General features: G+C 54.6%; 12 protein-coding genes, 4 tRNA genes and 2 rRNA genes (1 of these 18 cut by a window edge). All 18 read left to right on the plus strand.

The genetic code is table 11. The annotated features are described in order from the left end of the window. Window positions 1–481 (plus strand): 23S ribosomal RNA (locus tag JFU47_RS20310); it begins 2,411 nt to the left of the window's first position. A 155-nt stretch (window positions 482–636) separates the two neighbouring features. Beyond that, window positions 637–752 (plus strand): 5S ribosomal RNA (rrf, locus tag JFU47_RS20315). A gap of 134 nt (window positions 753–886) precedes the next feature. After that, on the plus strand, window positions 887–1,846 hold the full coding sequence (gene birA, locus JFU47_RS20320; RefSeq protein WP_201185296.1) for a bifunctional biotin--[acetyl-CoA-carboxylase] ligase/biotin operon repressor BirA: 960 nt from the start codon (window positions 887–889) through the stop codon (window positions 1,844–1,846). Beyond that, window positions 1,836–2,585 carry a pantothenate kinase gene (locus tag JFU47_RS20325; RefSeq protein WP_201185298.1) on the plus strand — a complete coding sequence of 250 codons (750 nt, stop codon included), beginning with the start codon at window positions 1,836–1,838 and terminating at the stop codon, window positions 2,583–2,585. The genes birA and JFU47_RS20325 overlap by 11 nt, the downstream gene beginning before the upstream one ends. A gap of 7 nt (window positions 2,586–2,592) precedes the next feature. Continuing rightward, on the plus strand, window positions 2,593–3,033 hold the full coding sequence (locus tag JFU47_RS20330) for a hypothetical protein (RefSeq protein WP_201185301.1): 441 nt from the start codon (window positions 2,593–2,595) through the stop codon (window positions 3,031–3,033). Window positions 3,034–3,175: 142 nt separating this feature from the next. After that, window positions 3,176–3,260 (plus strand) — tRNA-Tyr (locus JFU47_RS20335). Between the two features lie 24 nt (window positions 3,261–3,284). Further along, a tRNA-Gly gene (locus JFU47_RS20340) sits at window positions 3,285–3,358 on the plus strand. Window positions 3,359–3,384: 26 nt separating this feature from the next. Next, window positions 3,385–3,460 (plus strand) — tRNA-Thr (locus JFU47_RS20345). A gap of 84 nt (window positions 3,461–3,544) precedes the next feature. Further along, window positions 3,545–4,738, plus strand: coding sequence for an elongation factor Tu (gene tuf, locus JFU47_RS20350; RefSeq protein ID WP_007896619.1), 1,194 nt, complete (start codon window positions 3,545–3,547; stop codon window positions 4,736–4,738). Between the two features lie 53 nt (window positions 4,739–4,791). Further along, window positions 4,792–4,867 (plus strand) — tRNA-Trp (locus tag JFU47_RS20355). A gap of 45 nt (window positions 4,868–4,912) precedes the next feature. Then, the gene (gene secE, locus JFU47_RS20360; protein WP_008145488.1) at window positions 4,913–5,281 is read left to right on the plus strand and encodes a preprotein translocase subunit SecE; all 369 of its coding nucleotides are present in this window, start codon (window positions 4,913–4,915) and stop codon (window positions 5,279–5,281) included. 9 nt (window positions 5,282–5,290) lie between these two features. Continuing rightward, window positions 5,291–5,824 carry a transcription termination/antitermination protein NusG gene (gene nusG / locus JFU47_RS20365; RefSeq protein ID WP_007896622.1) on the plus strand — a complete coding sequence of 178 codons (534 nt, stop codon included), beginning with the start codon at window positions 5,291–5,293 and terminating at the stop codon, window positions 5,822–5,824. Window positions 5,825–5,941: 117 nt separating this feature from the next. Continuing rightward, a complete protein-coding gene (gene rplK / locus JFU47_RS20370; RefSeq protein ID WP_003210097.1) occupies window positions 5,942–6,373 on the plus strand; it encodes a 50S ribosomal protein L11 in 432 nt (143 codons plus the stop codon). After that, a complete protein-coding gene (gene rplA / locus JFU47_RS20375; protein WP_007896626.1) occupies window positions 6,373–7,068 on the plus strand; it encodes a 50S ribosomal protein L1 in 696 nt (231 codons plus the stop codon). Before rplK ends, rplA begins: the two co-directional genes overlap by 1 nt. A gap of 198 nt (window positions 7,069–7,266) precedes the next feature. Further along, window positions 7,267–7,767 carry a 50S ribosomal protein L10 gene (gene rplJ / locus JFU47_RS20380; protein WP_010467255.1) on the plus strand — a complete coding sequence of 167 codons (501 nt, stop codon included), beginning with the start codon at window positions 7,267–7,269 and terminating at the stop codon, window positions 7,765–7,767. Window positions 7,768–7,847: 80 nt separating this feature from the next. Beyond that, entirely contained in the window at window positions 7,848–8,213 is a 366-nt protein-coding gene (gene rplL, locus JFU47_RS20385) for a 50S ribosomal protein L7/L12 (RefSeq protein WP_008145490.1), read from the plus strand. A gap of 220 nt (window positions 8,214–8,433) precedes the next feature. Beyond that, complete coding sequence (gene rpoB, locus JFU47_RS20390) at window positions 8,434–12,507, plus strand: DNA-directed RNA polymerase subunit beta (protein WP_008145491.1); 4,074 nt, start codon at window positions 8,434–8,436, stop codon at window positions 12,505–12,507. Window positions 12,508–12,571: 64 nt separating this feature from the next. Continuing rightward, window positions 12,572–16,771, plus strand: coding sequence for a DNA-directed RNA polymerase subunit beta' (gene rpoC / locus JFU47_RS20395; protein ID WP_123365583.1), 4,200 nt, complete (start codon window positions 12,572–12,574; stop codon window positions 16,769–16,771). Window positions 16,772–16,905: the final 134 nt, after the last annotated feature.

Genomic DNA, 16,905 nt, shown 5'->3' on the forward strand with positions numbered 1-16,905 from the left:
CAACGGATAAAAGGTACTCCGGGGATAACAGGCTGATACCGCCCAAGAGTTCATATCGACGGCGGTGTTTGGCACCTCGATGTCGGCTCATCACATCCTGGGGCTGAAGCCGGTCCCAAGGGTATGGCTGTTCGCCATTTAAAGTGGTACGCGAGCTGGGTTTAGAACGTCGTGAGACAGTTCGGTCCCTATCTGCCGTGGACGTTTGAGATTTGAGAGGGGCTGCTCCTAGTACGAGAGGACCGGAGTGGACGAACCTCTGGTGTTCCGGTTGTCACGCCAGTGGCATTGCCGGGTAGCTATGTTCGGAATAGATAACCGCTGAAAGCATCTAAGCGGGAAACTAGCCTCAAGATGAGATCTCACTGGGACCTTGAGTCCCCTGAAGGGCCGTCGAAGACTACGACGTTGATAGGTTGGGTGTGTAAGCGCTGTGAGGCGTTGAGCTAACCAATACTAATTGCCCGTGAGGCTTGACCATATAACACCCAAGCAATTTGTGAACTCGAAAGAGGCCAGATTGCGGTGTGTGAAGACGATACAAGTCGAAAATTCGAAACGAAACACACAAATCTATCGCATACCCATTCGCTGGAGCGTGAACCTGAAAAGGCCCACGACCTGGCTACCGAATTTCTTGACGACCATAGAGCATTGGAACCACCTGATCCCATCCCGAACTCAGCAGTGAAACGATGCATCGCCGATGGTAGTGTGGGGTTTCCCCATGTGAGAGTAGGTCATCGTCAAGATTAAATTCCGAAACCCCTATCTGCGTATGCAGGTAGGGGTTTTGTTTTGTCCGCAGGAAAACTGACCTGTAGGGTTTCTATGCAATGGCGCGGGGCATGGCTATCATGCGGCCTCATTGTGAGGCGAGACTTGCATGCTGACATTGTTAAAGCTTCTTAAAGATGGCCGATTCCATTCGGGTCAGGCCTTGGGCGTCGCCTTGGGTGTCAGTCGTAGTGCCGTTTGGAAGCAGCTTCAGCATTTAGAGGCTGAGCTGGGATTATCTATTCATAAGGTGCGGGGGCGCGGCTATCAACTGGCTGCGCCATTGACGCTGCTTGATCCTGTCGAGATAAGAGAGCTGGCGCCTTCTTGTGATTGGCCCATCCTGGTTTTCGATTCAATTGACTCCACTAATGCCGAGGCTTTGCGCGCCATAGAGCGAGGGCAGGCGGCACCCTTTCTGGTGCTTGCCGAACGGCAAACTGCAGGTCGTGGGCGGCGTGGACGTAAATGGGCGAGTCCATTCGCGGAAAACATCTATTACAGCCTCGTGCTGCGTATTGAAGGTGGAATGCGTCAGCTGGAAGGCTTGAGTCTTGTTGTTGGGCTTGCGGTCATGCAGGCCCTGCGTGAACTCGGTATTTCGGGGGCTGGATTGAAGTGGCCCAACGATGTTCTGGTTGGTCAGAAGAAGATTGCCGGGATATTGCTCGAGCTGGTGGGAGATCCTGCTGATGTGTGTCACGTTGTGCTGGGTGTGGGAATTAATGTGAACATGCAGATTACCGATGAGGTAGATCAGCAGTGGACGTCCATGCGGCTAGAGTCGGGCAAGGTGTTTGATCGAAATCACTTGGTCGGGGAGTTGGGCGCGATGCTCCAGGCATATCTGTGTCGTCATCAAGTCGACGGATTTTCAGCTATCCAGGAAGAGTGGGAGCAAAATCATCTCTGGCAGGGGCGGGCCGTGTCGTTGATCGCAGGTGTTAACCATATAGAAGGCGAAGTGCTGGGTATTGATAGTCAGGGTGCTCTGCGCTTGAAGGTGGGTGGTGTGGAAAAAGTCTTTAGTGGTGGTGAGCTCAGTCTGAGGTTGCGTGATGATTCTTGAGCTCGACTGCGGAAACAGTTTTATCAAGTGGCGTGTGCTCGACGCGGATGTTCGGCGGGTGGTTGGCGAGGGTGTCGTTGATTCGGATCTCGCTTTGTTGGAGAGTTTGAAAACGCTCAAGGGTCTCACGCTCAAGTTTTGTCGGTTGGTCAGTGTCAGGACCGCCGAAGAAACCAGTGCACTGATTTCTCTGCTGACAGAAGCTTTTGGTGTTTCGGTGGTATGTGCAGCGCCGTCCCGCGAAATGTCTGGGGTTCGCAATGGTTATGAGGAGTTCGAGCGGTTAGGGCTCGACCGTTGGCTGGCGATGCTTGGGGGATTCCAACTGGCTTCGGGTGCGTGCCTTGTGCTTGATTTTGGTACGGCTGTTACTGCGGACTTCATCTCTACAGATGGAGAGCACCTCGGAGGATTTATATGCCCAGGAATGCCTCTGATGCGTAACCAATTGCGTACCCACACCCGTAGAATTCGTTATGGCGATCTAGCAGCCGAGCGCGCACTGGAAAGTCTCGTTCCTGGTCGGACAACTGTCGAAGCGGTCGAGCGGGGATGCTCGTTGATGCTGAGAGGCTTTGTCCTGACACAGCTAGAGTTGGCGCGTAGTTATTGGGGGGATGATTTTGCTGTGTTCCTCACTGGAGGAGATGCAGACCTGGTTTCCGGGATCGTGCCTGAGGCCAGGGTGGTTCCAGATCTGGTGTTTGTAGGTTTGGCTATGGCGTGTCCCTTGTCGTGAGGTTTTTATGCGTTGGTTGTTTCTGCTGCTGCTTGTTCTCAATGTGTTCTATTACATCTGGCACCAACAAGAGGCTCCTCTGCGCGCAAAGGATGTAACCCCTTTGAGTTTGTATCGGGGTTCGCAGCAGGACATTCGCTTGTTGAGTGAAACGACTGACGCGGCTCGTGATAAAGGAAAGCCTGTCCAGGCAGACGATGGATGTCTCTATCTTGGCGGTTTTACTCGTCAGGAAGCGGCTCAGGCGGTTGAGCGGCGATTGAGTGGCATGGAAATCAAGTTCGAGTCCTTGCTGAGGGCCCCCGCCGGGTCTGATGGTTACTGGGTGCGTGTGGCACCAGAAAGCCGGCGTTGGCTAGATGACTCGCAGCTGAAAAACCTTTCTAGAGAATTCAATGAGTTAAAACATAAAATAATGCCGTGCGAGGGGGTTGCACCCGCCGAATAGTTTGCATAGAATGGCGCCCGCTTCGCAGTGAAGACCTTTGATGGTTGACACCGCAAAGTGATGTCAACGCAGCTAACCTCAGGTTTTTAATGAGAAAATGCTTGACAGAAGGCTGGCATGATATAGAATGCCGGCTCGCTTAGGAGGGGTTCCCGAGCGGCCAAAGGGATCAGACTGTAAATCTGACGTCTACGACTTCGAAGGTTCGAATCCTTCCCCCTCCACCATTTTTAGCGAGAGCTGCAAGCTCCGCGGGTATAGTTTAGTGGTAGAACCTCAGCCTTCCAAGCTGATGATGCGGGTTCGATTCCCGCTACCCGCTCCAAGTTTGCAGATCCTGCATAGCGTTACGCTCTTGTAGCTCAGTTGGTAGAGCACACCCTTGGTAAGGGTGAGGTCAGCGGTTCAAATCCGCTCAAGAGCTCCATATAACAAGGCAGATATGAAAATATCTGCCTTTGTTTTAATGGCTTGTTTGACCTGCTCAATTCTTCTCCTAGGGGTGATTTTGATGGCTAAGGAAAAGTTCGAACGTAATAAGCCTCACGTCAACGTTGGTACCATTGGTCACGTCGATCACGGTAAAACCACTCTGACTGCTGCTTTGACCCGTGTCTGCTCCGAAGTTTTCGGTTCGGCAAAGGTTGACTTCGACAAGATCGATAGCGCCCCTGAAGAAAAAGCTCGTGGTATCACCATCAACACCGCTCACGTTGAATACGATTCGGCCGTGCGTCACTACGCACATGTTGACTGTCCAGGTCACGCTGACTACGTAAAAAACATGATTACCGGTGCTGCCCAGATGGATGGTGCGATTCTGGTTTGCTCGGCCGCTGATGGTCCGATGCCGCAAACCCGTGAGCACATCTTGCTGTCCCGCCAGGTTGGCGTTCCGTACATCGTTGTCTTCCTGAACAAGGCTGACATGGTTGACGACGCTGAGCTGCTGGAACTGGTTGAGATGGAAGTGCGCGATCTGCTGAGCACTTATGATTTTCCAGGTGATGACACTCCCATCATCATTGGTTCTGCGCTGATGGCGTTGAACGGTCAAGACGACAACGAGATGGGTACTACTGCCGTCAAGAAGTTGGTTGAGACGCTGGATAGCTACATTCCGCAGCCTGAGCGTGCTATTGATAAGCCGTTCCTGATGCCGATCGAGGATGTTTTCTCGATCTCCGGTCGCGGTACTGTTGTGACTGGTCGTGTTGAGCGTGGCATTGTCCGCATTCAGGAAGAAGTTGAGATTGTTGGTCTTCGTGACACTGTCAAAACTACTTGCACTGGTGTTGAGATGTTCCGCAAGCTGCTCGATGAAGGTCGTGCTGGCGAGAACTGCGGCGTATTGCTGCGTGGTACCAAGCGTGATGATGTTGAGCGTGGCCAGGTTCTGGTCAAGCCGGGCACTGTCAAGCCGCATACCAAGTTCACTGCAGAGGTTTACGTTCTGAGCAAGGAAGAAGGCGGTCGTCATACTCCGTTCTTCAAGGGTTACCGTCCACAGTTCTACTTCCGTACCACGGACGTGACCGGTAACTGCGAATTGCCAGAAGGCGTTGAAATGGTAATGCCGGGTGATAACGTTCAGATGACTGTCACCCTGATCAAAACCATCGCGATGGAAGATGGGCTTCGCTTCGCTATCCGTGAGGGCGGTCGTACCGTCGGCGCCGGTGTCGTAGCTAAAGTCATCGAGTAAGTTGTTGTAATGTCTTTTTCGGGCCGGCATAATGGTCGGCCTGATTTTGTTTTAGGTCAGTAGCTCAATTGGCAGAGCGACGGTCTCCAAAACCGTAGGTTGGGGGTTCGATTCCCTCCTGACCTGCCAGATTCACTTGGTGTGTCTGGCTTTCTTTTCACAGGATCTTCATAGATGACTCCTAAAGCTGAAGCTCAAGGCTCTCGCTTCGATCTGCTCAAGTGGCTAGTAGTAGTCGCTTTGGTGGTTGTTGGCGTTGTTGGCAATCAGTATTACTCTGCTTCGCCGATCCTGTACCGCGTACTAGCTTTGCTCGCCATTGCTGCTGTAGCTGCCTTTGTAGGCCTGCAAACAGTCAAGGGCAAGTCTTTCTTTGTACTGGTTAAGGAAGCTCGCACCGAGATTCGTAAAGTCGTATGGCCAACTCGCCAAGAAACCACGCAGACCACGTTGATCGTTGTGGCTGTTGTACTGGTTATGGCGTTGCTGTTGTGGGGGCTTGATTCCCTGCTCGGCTGGCTTGTTTCCTTGATTGTCGGCTAAGGGTGTCCCGTGGCTAAGCGTTGGTACGTTGTGCATGCTTACTCCGGTTACGAGAAGCATGTCATGCGCTCGTTGGTAGAGCGCGTAAAGCTGGCTGGCATGGAAGATGGCTTTGGCGAAATTCTGGTTCCCACTGAAGAAGTGGTTGAAATGCGTAATGGCCAGAAACGCAAAAGCGAGCGCAAGTTCTTCCCAGGTTATGTGCTGGTTCAGATGGACATGAATGAGGGTACTTGGCACTTAGTCAAGGATACTCCTCGGGTGATGGGTTTTATCGGCGGTACTGCTGATAAGCCTGCACCTATCACAGATAAAGAGGCAGAAGCGATTCTGCGTCGCGTTGCTGATGGTAGCGACAAGCCGAAGCCGAAGACGTTGTTCGAGCCAGGTGAGTCGGTACGTGTCAATGACGGTCCGTTTGCCGACTTTACTGGCACGGTCGAAGAAGTTAACTACGAAAAGAGCCGGATCCAAGTGGCAGTGCTCATTTTCGGTCGCTCTACTCCGGTAGAGCTAGAGTTCAGCCAGGTCGAAAAAGTCTAGCTGAACAAGCATCCCAACCCCGCAGCCCTAGGCTGTGGGGTTTTGTCGTCACTGGGATAAACGCGCAAGTAACCGGGGAGCCTTTCGAGGCGTTTGAACCCGTAATTGGAGTGCCTCATGGCCAAGAAAATTACCGCTTACATCAAGCTGCAAGTGAAGGCCGCTCAGGCTAACCCAAGCCCACCTGTTGGTCCTGCTCTGGGTCAGCATGGCGTGAACATCATGGAATTCTGCAAGGCTTTCAACGCCCGTACTCAGGGTATTGAGCCAGGTCTGCCGACTCCAGTGATCATCACTGTCTACAGCGACCGTAGCTTCACTTTCGAAACCAAATCCACACCTGCTTCGGTTCTGCTGAAGAAAGCTGCTGGTCTGACTAGCGGTTCCGCTCGTCCGAACACCGTTAAGGTTGGCACCGTTACCCGTGCTCAGCTGGAAGAAATCGCGAAAACCAAAAACGCGGATCTGACTGCAGCTGATATGGACGCGGCCGTGCGTACTATCGCCGGTTCTGCTCGTAGCATGGGCCTTAACGTGGAGGGTGTGTAATGGCTAAGTTGACCAAGCGTCAAAAGGCTATCGCCGGCAAAATTGAAGCAGGCAAGTCCTACAACTTTGTAGACGCGGCTGCTCTGCTGGCTGAGCTGTCGACCGTCAAGTTCAGCGAGTCGTTTGACGTTGCTGTAAACTTGGGTGTTGACCCGCGTAAATCCGACCAGGTCGTTCGTAGCGCTACTGTGCTGCCACACGGCACTGGCAAGACCGTTCGCGTTGCTGTGTTCACCCAAGGTCCAGCTGCTGAGGCCGCTTTGGCTGCCGGCGCTGACCGTGTAGGTATGGACGATCTGGCTGCCGAAATGAAAGGCGGCGACCTGAACTATGACGTAGTTATCGCATCCCCGGATGCAATGCGCGTTGTTGGTCAGTTGGGTCAGATCCTGGGCCCGCGTGGCCTGATGCCTAACCCTAAAGTCGGCACCGTAACGCCAGACGTAGCTACCGCGGTTAAGAACGCCAAGGCTGGTCAGGTTCGTTATCGCACCGACAAAAACGGCATCATCCACACCTCCGTTGGCAAGGTTGGCTTCGACGCCGTCAAGCTGAAGGAAAACGTTGAAGCCCTGATCGCTGATCTGAAGCGTATCAAGCCAGCTTCCTCGAAAGGTATTTACGTCAAGCGCGTTACCCTGAGCACCACCATGGGTCCAGGCCTGGTCATCGACCAAGGCTCGCTCGACGCGTAAGACGCAGGTTGGCGCAAGCGATTGCGCCAATTGAAAGATTGGGGTCCCTGCCTGGCGGGGGCTATCCAAGACCGTAGGCGACGCAAGTCTTAAACCTCAAGCCTACGCAGATGGTGCTCCCGGTTCCTTACCGAATCAGACACCAAAACGACATCTGGCCTCGGTTGGATGAAACGGTAACAAGCAGGAGTTTTTCCCGTGGCAATTAAACTTGAAGACAAGAAGGCCATCGTCGCTGAAGTCAACAAGGCTGCCCAAGTTGCTCTGTCCGCTGTCGTGGCTGATGCCCGTGGCGTAACAGTAGGCGCTATGACCGGACTCCGTAAAGAGGCTCGTGAAGCTGGCGTTTACGTACGTGTTGTACGTAACACCCTGCTCAAGCGCGCCGTTGCTGGCACTCAATATGACGTGCTCAACGACGTGTTCACCGGCCCGACCTTGATTGCATTCTCCAAAGAACATCCGGGCGCTGCTGCTCGTATCTTCAAAGAGTTCGCAAAAGGTCAGGATAAGTTCGAGATCAAGGCAGCTGCGTTCGAGGGCAAGTTCCTCGCAGCTAATCAGATCGACGTACTGGCAAGCCTGCCGACCCGTGACGAAGCAATTTCTCAGCTGATGAGCGTGATTCAAGGCGCAACCAGCAAATTGGCTCGTACTCTGGCGGCTCTTCGCGACCAGAAAGAAGCTGCCGCAGCCTAAGGCTGAGCGACTCCTTTCAGCGTTTATTGTTTATTTCGATGGCCGCGTAGGCTGTCACCCCAATACAGGAATTTATAGTCATGTCTCTGACTAACGACCAAATCATCGAAGCAATCGGCGAAAAATCCGTTCTGGAAATCGTTGAGCTGATCAAGGCCATGGAAGAGAAGTTCGGCGTTTCCGCTGCCGCTGCTTCCGCTGGTCCAGCTGCTGTCGCTGCCGTTGTTGAAGAACAAACTGAATTCAACGTCATGCTGCTGGAAGCTGGCGAGAAGAAAGTTAACGTGATCAAGGCAGTACGTGAACTGACCGGTCTGGGCCTGAAAGAAGCCAAGGCTGTAGTTGACGGCGCTCCTGGCGTTGTTCTGGAAGCTGTTTCGAAAGACGCAGCTGACAAAGCAAAAGCCACTCTGGAAGAAGCAGGCGCTAAAGTCGAGCTGAAGTAAGCATCGACTTTGCGTCTCCAGCCCGAGCGTTAAGCGAAAGGCTGATGGCTGGTGGCTCTTGCCACCGGCCTTTTTCCGTTATTGGCAGCCGACTGGGTCGGTGCTGATAACGAGCTGTAACCACCCGATGCGGTGGCGCAAACCATGGGGTTTGCACGATTTTCTGGCTGCTCCCGTCGGGAGGGGCCAAACAAGCAGGTGACCAAGCTGGGGAACGCTGATGGCTTACTCATATACTGAGAAAAAACGTATCCGCAAGGACTTTAGCAAGTTGCCGGACGTCATGGATGTGCCGTACCTCCTGGCCATCCAGCTGGATTCGTATCGTGAATTCTTGCAAGCGGGAGCGACTAAAGATCAGTTCCGCGACGTGGGCCTGCATGCGGCCTTCAAATCCGTTTTCCCGATCATCAGCTACTCCGGCAATGCTGCGCTGGAGTACGTCGGTTATCGCCTGGGCGAACCGGCATTTGATGTCAAAGAATGCGTATTGCGCGGTGTAACTTACGCCGTACCTTTGCGGGTAAAAGTGCGCCTGATCATTTTCGACAAAGAATCGTCGAACAAAGCGATCAAGGACATCAAAGAGCAAGAAGTCTACATGGGTGAAATCCCCCTGATGACTGAGAACGGTACCTTTGTAATCAACGGTACCGAGCGTGTAATCGTTTCCCAGCTGCACCGTTCCCCGGGCGTGTTCTTCGACCACGACCGTGGCAAGACGCACAGCTCCGGCAAACTGTTGTACTCGGCGCGTATCATTCCTTACCGCGGTTCGTGGTTGGACTTCGAGTTCGACCCGAAAGACTGCGTATTCGTGCGTATCGACCGTCGTCGCAAGCTGCCTGCATCGGTACTGCTGCGCGCGCTCGGCTATACCACTGAAGAAGTGCTCGACGCGTTCTACACCACCAACGTCTTCCACGTGCAAGGTGAAAACCTCAGCCTGGAACTGGTGCCTCACCGCCTGCGTGGTGAAATTGCTGTCCTGGATATCCTGGATGACAAAGGCAAGGTTATTGTCGAGCAAGGTCGTCGTATCACTGCTCGCCACATCAACCAGCTGGAAAAAGCCGGGATCAAAGAGCTGCAAGTGCCTCTGGACTACGTCCTGGGTCGCACTACCGCCAAGGTCATCGTGCATCCGGCAACCGGCGAAATCCTGGCAGAGTGCAACACCGAGCTGAACACCGAGATCCTGGCAAAAATCGCCAAGTCCCAGGTTGTTCGCATCGAAACTCTGTACACCAACGATATCGACTGCGGTCCGTTCGTCTCCGACACTCTGAAGATCGACTCCACCAGCAACCAATTGGAAGCGCTGGTCGAGATCTATCGCATGATGCGTCCAGGCGAGCCGCCAACCAAAGACGCTGCCGAGACTCTGTTCAACAACCTGTTCTTCAGTCCTGAGCGCTATGACCTGTCTGCGGTCGGCCGGATGAAGTTCAACCGTCGTATCGGTCGTACCGAGATCGAAGGTTCGGGCGTGTTGTGCAAAGAAGACATCGTTGCGGTGCTGAAGACTCTGGTCGACATCCGTAACGGTAAAGGCATCGTCGATGACATCGACCACCTGGGTAACCGTCGTGTTCGCTGCGTAGGCGAAATGGCTGAGAACCAGTTCCGCGTTGGCCTGGTACGTGTTGAGCGTGCGGTCAAAGAGCGTCTGTCGATGGCTGAAAGCGAAGGCTTGATGCCACAAGACCTGATCAACGCCAAGCCAGTGGCTGCGGCGGTGAAAGAGTTCTTCGGTTCCAGCCAGCTTTCCCAGTTCATGGACCAGAACAACCCGCTGTCCGAGATCACCCACAAGCGTCGTGTTTCTGCACTCGGCCCTGGCGGTTTGACTCGTGAGCGTGCTGGCTTTGAAGTTCGTGACGTACACCCGACTCACTATGGTCGTGTATGCCCGATTGAAACGCCGGAAGGTCCGAACATCGGTCTGATCAACTCCCTGGCCGCCTATGCGCGCACCAACCAGTACGGCTTCCTCGAAAGCCCGTACCGTGTGGTGAAAGACGCTCTGGTCACCGACGAGATCGTATTCCTGTCCGCCATCGAAGAAGCTGATCATGTGATCGCTCAGGCTTCGGCCACGATGAACGACAAGAAAATGCTGATCGACGAGCTGGTAGCTGTTCGTCACTTGAACGAGTTCACCGTCAAGGCGCCGGAAGACGTCACCTTGATGGACGTTTCTCCGAAGCAGGTAGTTTCGGTTGCAGCGTCGCTGATCCCGTTCCTCGAGCACGATGACGCCAACCGTGCGTTGATGGGTTCGAACATGCAGCGTCAAGCTGTACCAACCCTGCGCGCTGACAAGCCGCTGGTCGGTACTGGCATGGAGCGTAACGTAGCTCGTGACTCCGGCGTTTGCGTCGTGGCTCGTCGTGGTGGCGTTATCGATTCCGTCGACGCCAGCCGTATCGTGGTTCGTGTTGCTGATGATGAAGTTGAAACCGGTGAAGCTGGTGTCGACATCTACAACCTGACCAAATACACCCGCTCCAACCAGAACACCTGCATCAACCAGCGTCCGCTGGTGCGTAAAGGTGATCGGGTTCAGCGTAGCGACATCATGGCTGACGGCCCGTCCACCGACATGGGTGAACTGGCGCTGGGTCAGAACATGCGCATCGCGTTCATGGCCTGGAACGGTTACAACTTCGAAGACTCCATCTGCCTGTCGGAACGAGTTGTTCAAGAAGACCGCTTTACCACGATCCACATTCAGGAACTGACCTGTGTGGCACGTGACACCAAGCTTGGGCCAGAGGAAATCACTGCAGACATCCCGAACGTGGGTGAGGCTGCACTGAACAAACTGGACGAAGCCGGTATCGTTTACGTAGGTGCTGAAGTTGGCGCAGGCGACATCCTGGTTGGTAAGGTCACTCCGAAAGGCGAGACTCAACTGACTCCGGAAGAAAAACTGCTGCGTGCCATCTTCGGTGAAAAAGCCAGCGACGTTAAAGACACGTCCCTGCGTGTGCCTACCGGCACCAAGGGTACCGTCATCGACGTACAGGTCTTCACCCGCGACGGCGTTGAGCGTGATGCTCGTGCACTGTCGATCGAGAAGACTCAACTCGACGAGATCCGCAAGGATCTGAACGAAGAGTTCCGTATCGTAGAAGGCGCAACTTTCGAACGTCTGCGTTCCGCTTTGGTCGGCCACAAAGCCGAAGGCGGCGCCGGTCTGAAGAAAGGTCAGGACATCACCGACGAAGTTCTCGACGGTCTTGAGCATGGTCAGTGGTTCAAACTGCGCATGGCTGAAGATGCGCTGAACGAGCAGCTCGAGAAGGCTCAGGCCTACATCGTTGATCGCCGCCGTCTGCTGGACGACAAGTTCGAAGACAAGAAACGCAAACTGCAGCAGGGCGATGACCTGGCTCCAGGCGTGCTGAAAATCGTCAAGGTTTACCTGGCAATCCGTCGCCGCATCCAGCCGGGCGACAAGATGGCCGGTCGTCACGGTAACAAAGGTGTGGTCTCCGTGATCATGCCGGTTGAAGACATGCCGCACGATGCCAATGGCACCCCGGTCGACGTCGTCCTCAACCCGTTGGGCGTACCTTCGCGTATGAACGTTGGTCAGATCCTTGAAACCCACCTGGGCCTCGCGGCTAAAGGTTTGGGCGAGAAGATCAATCGGATGATCGAAGAGCAGCGCAAAGTCGCTGAGCTTCGTAAATTCCTCGACGAGATATACAACCAGATTGGCGGTCGTAACGAAGATCTGGATAGCTTCTCTGACCAGGAAATCCTGGATCTGGCGAAGAACCTGCGTGGCGGCGTTCCAATGGCCACTCCAGTGTTCGACGGCGCCAAGGAAAGCGAAATCAAGGCCATGCTGAAACTGGCTGACCTGCCAGAAAGCGGCCAGATGCAGCTGACCGACGGCCGTACCGGCAACAAGTTCGAGCGCCCGGTTACTGTTGGCTACATGTACATGCTGAAGCTGAACCACTTGGTAGACGACAAGATGCACGCTCGTTCTACCGGTTCGTACAGCCTGGTTACCCAGCAGCCGCTGGGTGGTAAGGCGCAGTTCGGTGGTCAGCGTTTCGGGGAGATGGAGGTCTGGGCACTGGAAGCATACGGTGCCGCTTACACTCTGCAAGAAATGCTCACAGTGAAGTCGGACGATGTGAACGGCCGTACCAAGATGTACAAAAACATCGTGGATGGCGATCACCGTATGGAGCCGGGCATGCCCGAGTCTTTCAACGTGTTGATCAAGGAAATTCGTTCCCTCGGCATCGATATCGATCTGGAAACCGAATAACACGTGACGCGAATCGAGAGCGGGGCAGGATTGCCCGCTCTCTGCTCCGCCAGGAGGAAAGGCCTTGAAAGACCTACTGAATTTGCTGAAAAACCAGGGTCAAGTCGAAGAGTTCGACGCCATCCGTATTGGATTGGCATCGCCTGAGATGATCCGTTCGTGGTCGTTCGGTGAAGTTAAAAAGCCGGAAACCATCAACTACCGTACGTTCAAACCAGAGCGTGACGGCCTGTTCTGCGCCAAGATTTTTGGCCCGGTAAAGGATTACGAGTGCCTGTGCGGTAAGTACAAGCGCTTGAAGCACCGCGGTGTGATCTGCGAGAAGTGCGGCGTTGAAGTCGCACTGGCAAAAGTTCGTCGTGAGCGCATGGCGCACATCGAACTGGCCTCGCCAGTTGCCCACATCTGGTTCCTGAAATCGCTGCCGTCCCGTATCGGCTTGCTGATGGACATGACCCTGCGTGATATCGAACGCGTTCTCTACTTCGAGAGCTATGTCGTTATCGATCCAGGCATGACCACCCTTGAAAAAGGTCAGCTGCTGAACGACGAGCAGTACTTCGAAGCGCTGGAAGAGTTCGGCGACGATTTCGATGCCCGCATGGGTGCCGAAGCTGTCCGTGAACTGCTGCACGCTATCGACCTGGAACACGAGATTGGCCGTCTGCGTGAAGAAATTCCGCAAACCAACTCCGAAACCAAAATCAAGAAGCTGTCCAAGCGTCTGAAGTTGATGGAGGCCTTCCAGGGTTCCGGCAACCTTCCAGAATGGATGGTGCTGACCGTTCTGCCGGTTCTGCCGCCAGATCTGCGTCCACTGGTCCCGCTGGATGGCGGTCGCTTCGCGACTTCCGACCTCAACGATCTGTATCGTCGAGTGATCAACCGTAACAACCGCTTGAAGCGTCTGCTCGATCTGTCCGCTCCGGACATCATCGTGCGCAACGAAAAGCGTATGTTGCAGGAAGCCGTCGATGCACTGCTCGACAACGGTCGTCGTGGCCGCGCTATCACTGGTTCCAACAAGCGTCCTCTGAAATCCCTGGCTGACATGATCAAGGGTAAACAAGGTCGTTTCCGTCAGAACTTGCTCGGTAAGCGTGTTGACTACTCCGGCCGTTCGGTAATTACCGTAGGTCCGACCCTGCGTCTGCACCAGTGCGGTCTGCCGAAGAAAATGGCTCTCGAGCTGTTCAAGCCGTTCATTTTCGGCAAGCTGGAAATGCGTGGTCTCGCGACCACCATCAAAGCTGCCAAGAAGATGGTCGAGCGCGAGCTGCCTGAGGTTTGGGACGTTCTCGCTGAAGTGATCCGTGAACACCCGGTTCTCCTCAACCGTGCACCGACCCTTCACCGTCTGGGTATCCAGGCGTTTGAACCGGTACTGATCGAAGGTAAGGCTATCCAGCTGCACCCGTTGGTCTGTGCTGCGTACAACGCCGACTTCGACGGCGACCAAATGGCCGTGCACGTACCGCTGACACTGGAAGCCCAGTTGGAAGCGCGTGCGTTGATGATGTCGACCAACAACATTCTGTCGCCAGCCAACGGTGAGCCAATCATCGTTCCTTCGCAGGACGTTGTATTGGGTCTGTACTACATGACTCGTGAAGCGATCAACGCCAAAGGCGAAGGTCGTGTGTTCGCGGATCTGCAAGAAGTTGACCGTGTGTTCCGTGCAGGCGAAGCCGCACTGCACGCTAAAGTCAAAGTGCGGATCCACGAAACCGTTAACGATCGTGATGGCGGCAGCGTCAAGAACACCCGTATCGTCGACACCACTGTCGGCCGTGCGCTGCTGTTCCAGGTTGTTCCACCTGGCCTGTCGTACGACGTCGTCAACCAGCCGATGAAGAAAAAAGCGATCTCCAAGCTGATCAACCAGTGCTACCGCGTGGTTGGTTTGAAAGAGACCGTGATCTTCGCTGACCAGTTGATGTACACCGGTTTTGCCTATTCGACCATTTCCGGCGTTTCCATCGGCGTTAACGACTTCGTTATCCCTGATGAAAAAGCCCGCATCATCAATGCTGCTACTGATGAAGTGAAAGAGATCGAAAGTCAGTACGCCTCCGGCCTGGTAACCCAGGGCGAGAAGTACAACAAAGTGATCGACCTTTGGTCCAAGGCGAACGACGAAGTTTCCAAGGCGATGATGGCCAACCTCTCGAAAGAGAAAGTCATCGATCGTCATGGCGTCGAAGTCGACCAGGAATCCTTCAACTCGATGTACATGATGGCCGACTCGGGCGCACGGGGTTCTGCTGCGCAGATCCGTCAGCTCGCCGGTATGCGTGGCCTGATGGCCAAGCCGGACGGTTCCATCATTGAAACGCCGATTACTGCGAACTTCCGTGAAGGTTTGAGCGTACTTCAGTACTTCATTTCCACTCACGGTGCTCGTAAAGGTTTGGCGGATACCGCGTTGAAAACTGCGAACTCCGGTTACCTGACTCGTCGTCTGGTAGACGTGGCGCAGGATCTGGTAGTAACCGAGATCGACTGCGGCACCGAACATGGCCTGGTAATGACTCCGCACATTGAAGGCGGTGACGTTGTTGAGCCGCTGGGTGAGCGCGTATTGGGTCGTGTCATTGCCCGTGACGTGTTCAAGCCAGGTACCGAAGAAATCATCGTTCCTGCCGGCACATTGGTAGACGAGAAGTGGGTCGAGTTCATCGAGCTGAACAGCATCGATGAAGTGATCGTGCGTTCGCCGATCAGCTGCGAAACCCGCTACGGCATTTGCGCCAAGTGCTACGGCCGTGACTTGGCTCGTGGTCACCAGGTGAACATCGGTGAAGCGGTCGGCGTTATCGCTGCCCAGTCCATCGGTGAGCCGGGTACCCAGCTGACCATGCGTACGTTCCACATCGGTGGTGCGGCAAGCCGGACCTCCGCAGCCGACAGCGTTCAGGTGAAGAATGGCGGTACCGTCCGTCTGCACAACCTGAAGCACGTTGAGCGAGTGGATGGTTGCCTGGTTGCTGTGTCCCGTTCCGGTGAGCTGGCGATCGCTGATGACTTCGGTCGTGAGCGCGAGCGTTACAAGCTGCCGTACGGTGCTGTGATTTCGGTTAAAGAAGGTGACAAGGTCGACGCTGGCGCAATCGTGGCCAAGTGGGATCCGCACACTCACCCAATCGTTACCGAAATGAAAGGTACCGTGACCTACGTGGGCATGGAAGAAGGCATCACGATCAAGCGTCAGACTGACGAATTGACCGGTATGACCAACATTGAAGTACTCGACGCCAAAGACCGTCCAGCTGCCGGTAAAGATATCCGTCCTGCTGTGAAGATGGTTGATGACAACGGCAAGGATCTCTTGCTGCCGGGTACCGACGTAATTGCTCAGTACTTCCTGCCTGCTAACGCCCTGGTCGGTGTAGCGGACGGTGCGAAAATCGCGATCGGTGATGTTATCGCTCGTATCCCGCAAGAAACTTCGAAAACTCGCGACATCACCGGTGGTCTGCCGCGTGTTGCCGACTTGTTCGAAGCCCGTCGTCCGAAAGAAGCCTCGATCCTGGCTGAAGTCAGCGGCACCATCGCGTTCGGTAAAGAGACCAAAGGCAAGCGCCGTCTGGTCATTACCCCGAACGACGGTAGCGATCCGTACGAAGAGCTGATTCCGAAGTGGCGTCACCTGAACGTCTTCGAAGGCGAACAGGTAAACCGCGGCGAAGTTATCTCCGACGGCCCGAGTGATCCACACGACATCCTGCGTCTGCTGGGTGTGAGTGCGCTGGCCAAGTACATCGTGAACGAGATCCAGGACGTTTATCGTCTGCAAGGCGTGAAGATCAACGACAAGCACATCGAGACCATCCTGCGTCAGATGTTGCGTAAGGTTGAAATCGCTGAGTCCGGCGATTCAACTTTCATCAAGGGCGACCAGATGGAATTGACTCACGTTCTGGTAGAGAACGAGCGTCTGGCTGGCGACGAGAAATTCGTTTCCAAGTTCACTCGCGTGCTGTTGGGTATCACCAAGGCGTCGTTGTCCACCGAATCGTTCATCTCGGCGGCTTCCTTCCAGGAAACCACTCGCGTACTGACCGAAGCGGCGGTAACCGGCAAGCGCGATTACCTGCGCGGCCTGAAAGAAAACGTGGTCGTGGGTCGTTTGATCCCGGCGGGTACCGGTCTGGCTTATCACAGCGAGCGTAAGCGCCGCCGTGATGCTGACAAACCGTTGCGCGTAAGCGCCAGTGAAGTGGAAGCTGCACTGACCGAAGCATTGAACTCGAGCGGTAACTGAGTTCTGCGGTAAATGAGCGTGGGGCCCCGGCCGTTCCGTTCATCGAATCGAGACAAATTGTCGAGGTTGGATGAGCGGGGAGGTCGGGGCCTTGCCTTGACTGGGGACAAGATCCTCTTTAGACTCTTGTACCC

The organism is Pseudomonas sp. TH39(2020) (assembly GCF_016650715.1).
GTDB lineage: Bacteria > Pseudomonadota > Gammaproteobacteria > Pseudomonadales > Pseudomonadaceae > Aquipseudomonas > Aquipseudomonas mandelii_C.

Coding starts and splice junctions, on each gene's coding strand:
- rplK (WP_003210097.1), top strand. CDS start 5,942: ATGGCCAAGAAAATTACCGCTTACATCAAGCTGCAAGTGAAGGCCGCT.
- JFU47_RS20330 (WP_201185301.1), top strand. CDS start 2,593: ATGCGTTGGTTGTTTCTGCTGCTGCTTGTTCTCAATGTGTTCTATTAC.
- birA (WP_201185296.1), top strand. CDS start 887: ATGCTGACATTGTTAAAGCTTCTTAAAGATGGCCGATTCCATTCGGGT.
- secE (WP_008145488.1), top strand. CDS start 4,913: ATGACTCCTAAAGCTGAAGCTCAAGGCTCTCGCTTCGATCTGCTCAAG.
- rplA (WP_007896626.1), top strand. CDS start 6,373: ATGGCTAAGTTGACCAAGCGTCAAAAGGCTATCGCCGGCAAAATTGAA.
- tuf (WP_007896619.1), top strand. CDS start 3,545: ATGGCTAAGGAAAAGTTCGAACGTAATAAGCCTCACGTCAACGTTGGT.
- rpoB (WP_008145491.1), top strand. CDS start 8,434: ATGGCTTACTCATATACTGAGAAAAAACGTATCCGCAAGGACTTTAGC.
- JFU47_RS20325 (WP_201185298.1), top strand. CDS start 1,836: ATGATTCTTGAGCTCGACTGCGGAAACAGTTTTATCAAGTGGCGTGTG.
- rplL (WP_008145490.1), top strand. CDS start 7,848: ATGTCTCTGACTAACGACCAAATCATCGAAGCAATCGGCGAAAAATCC.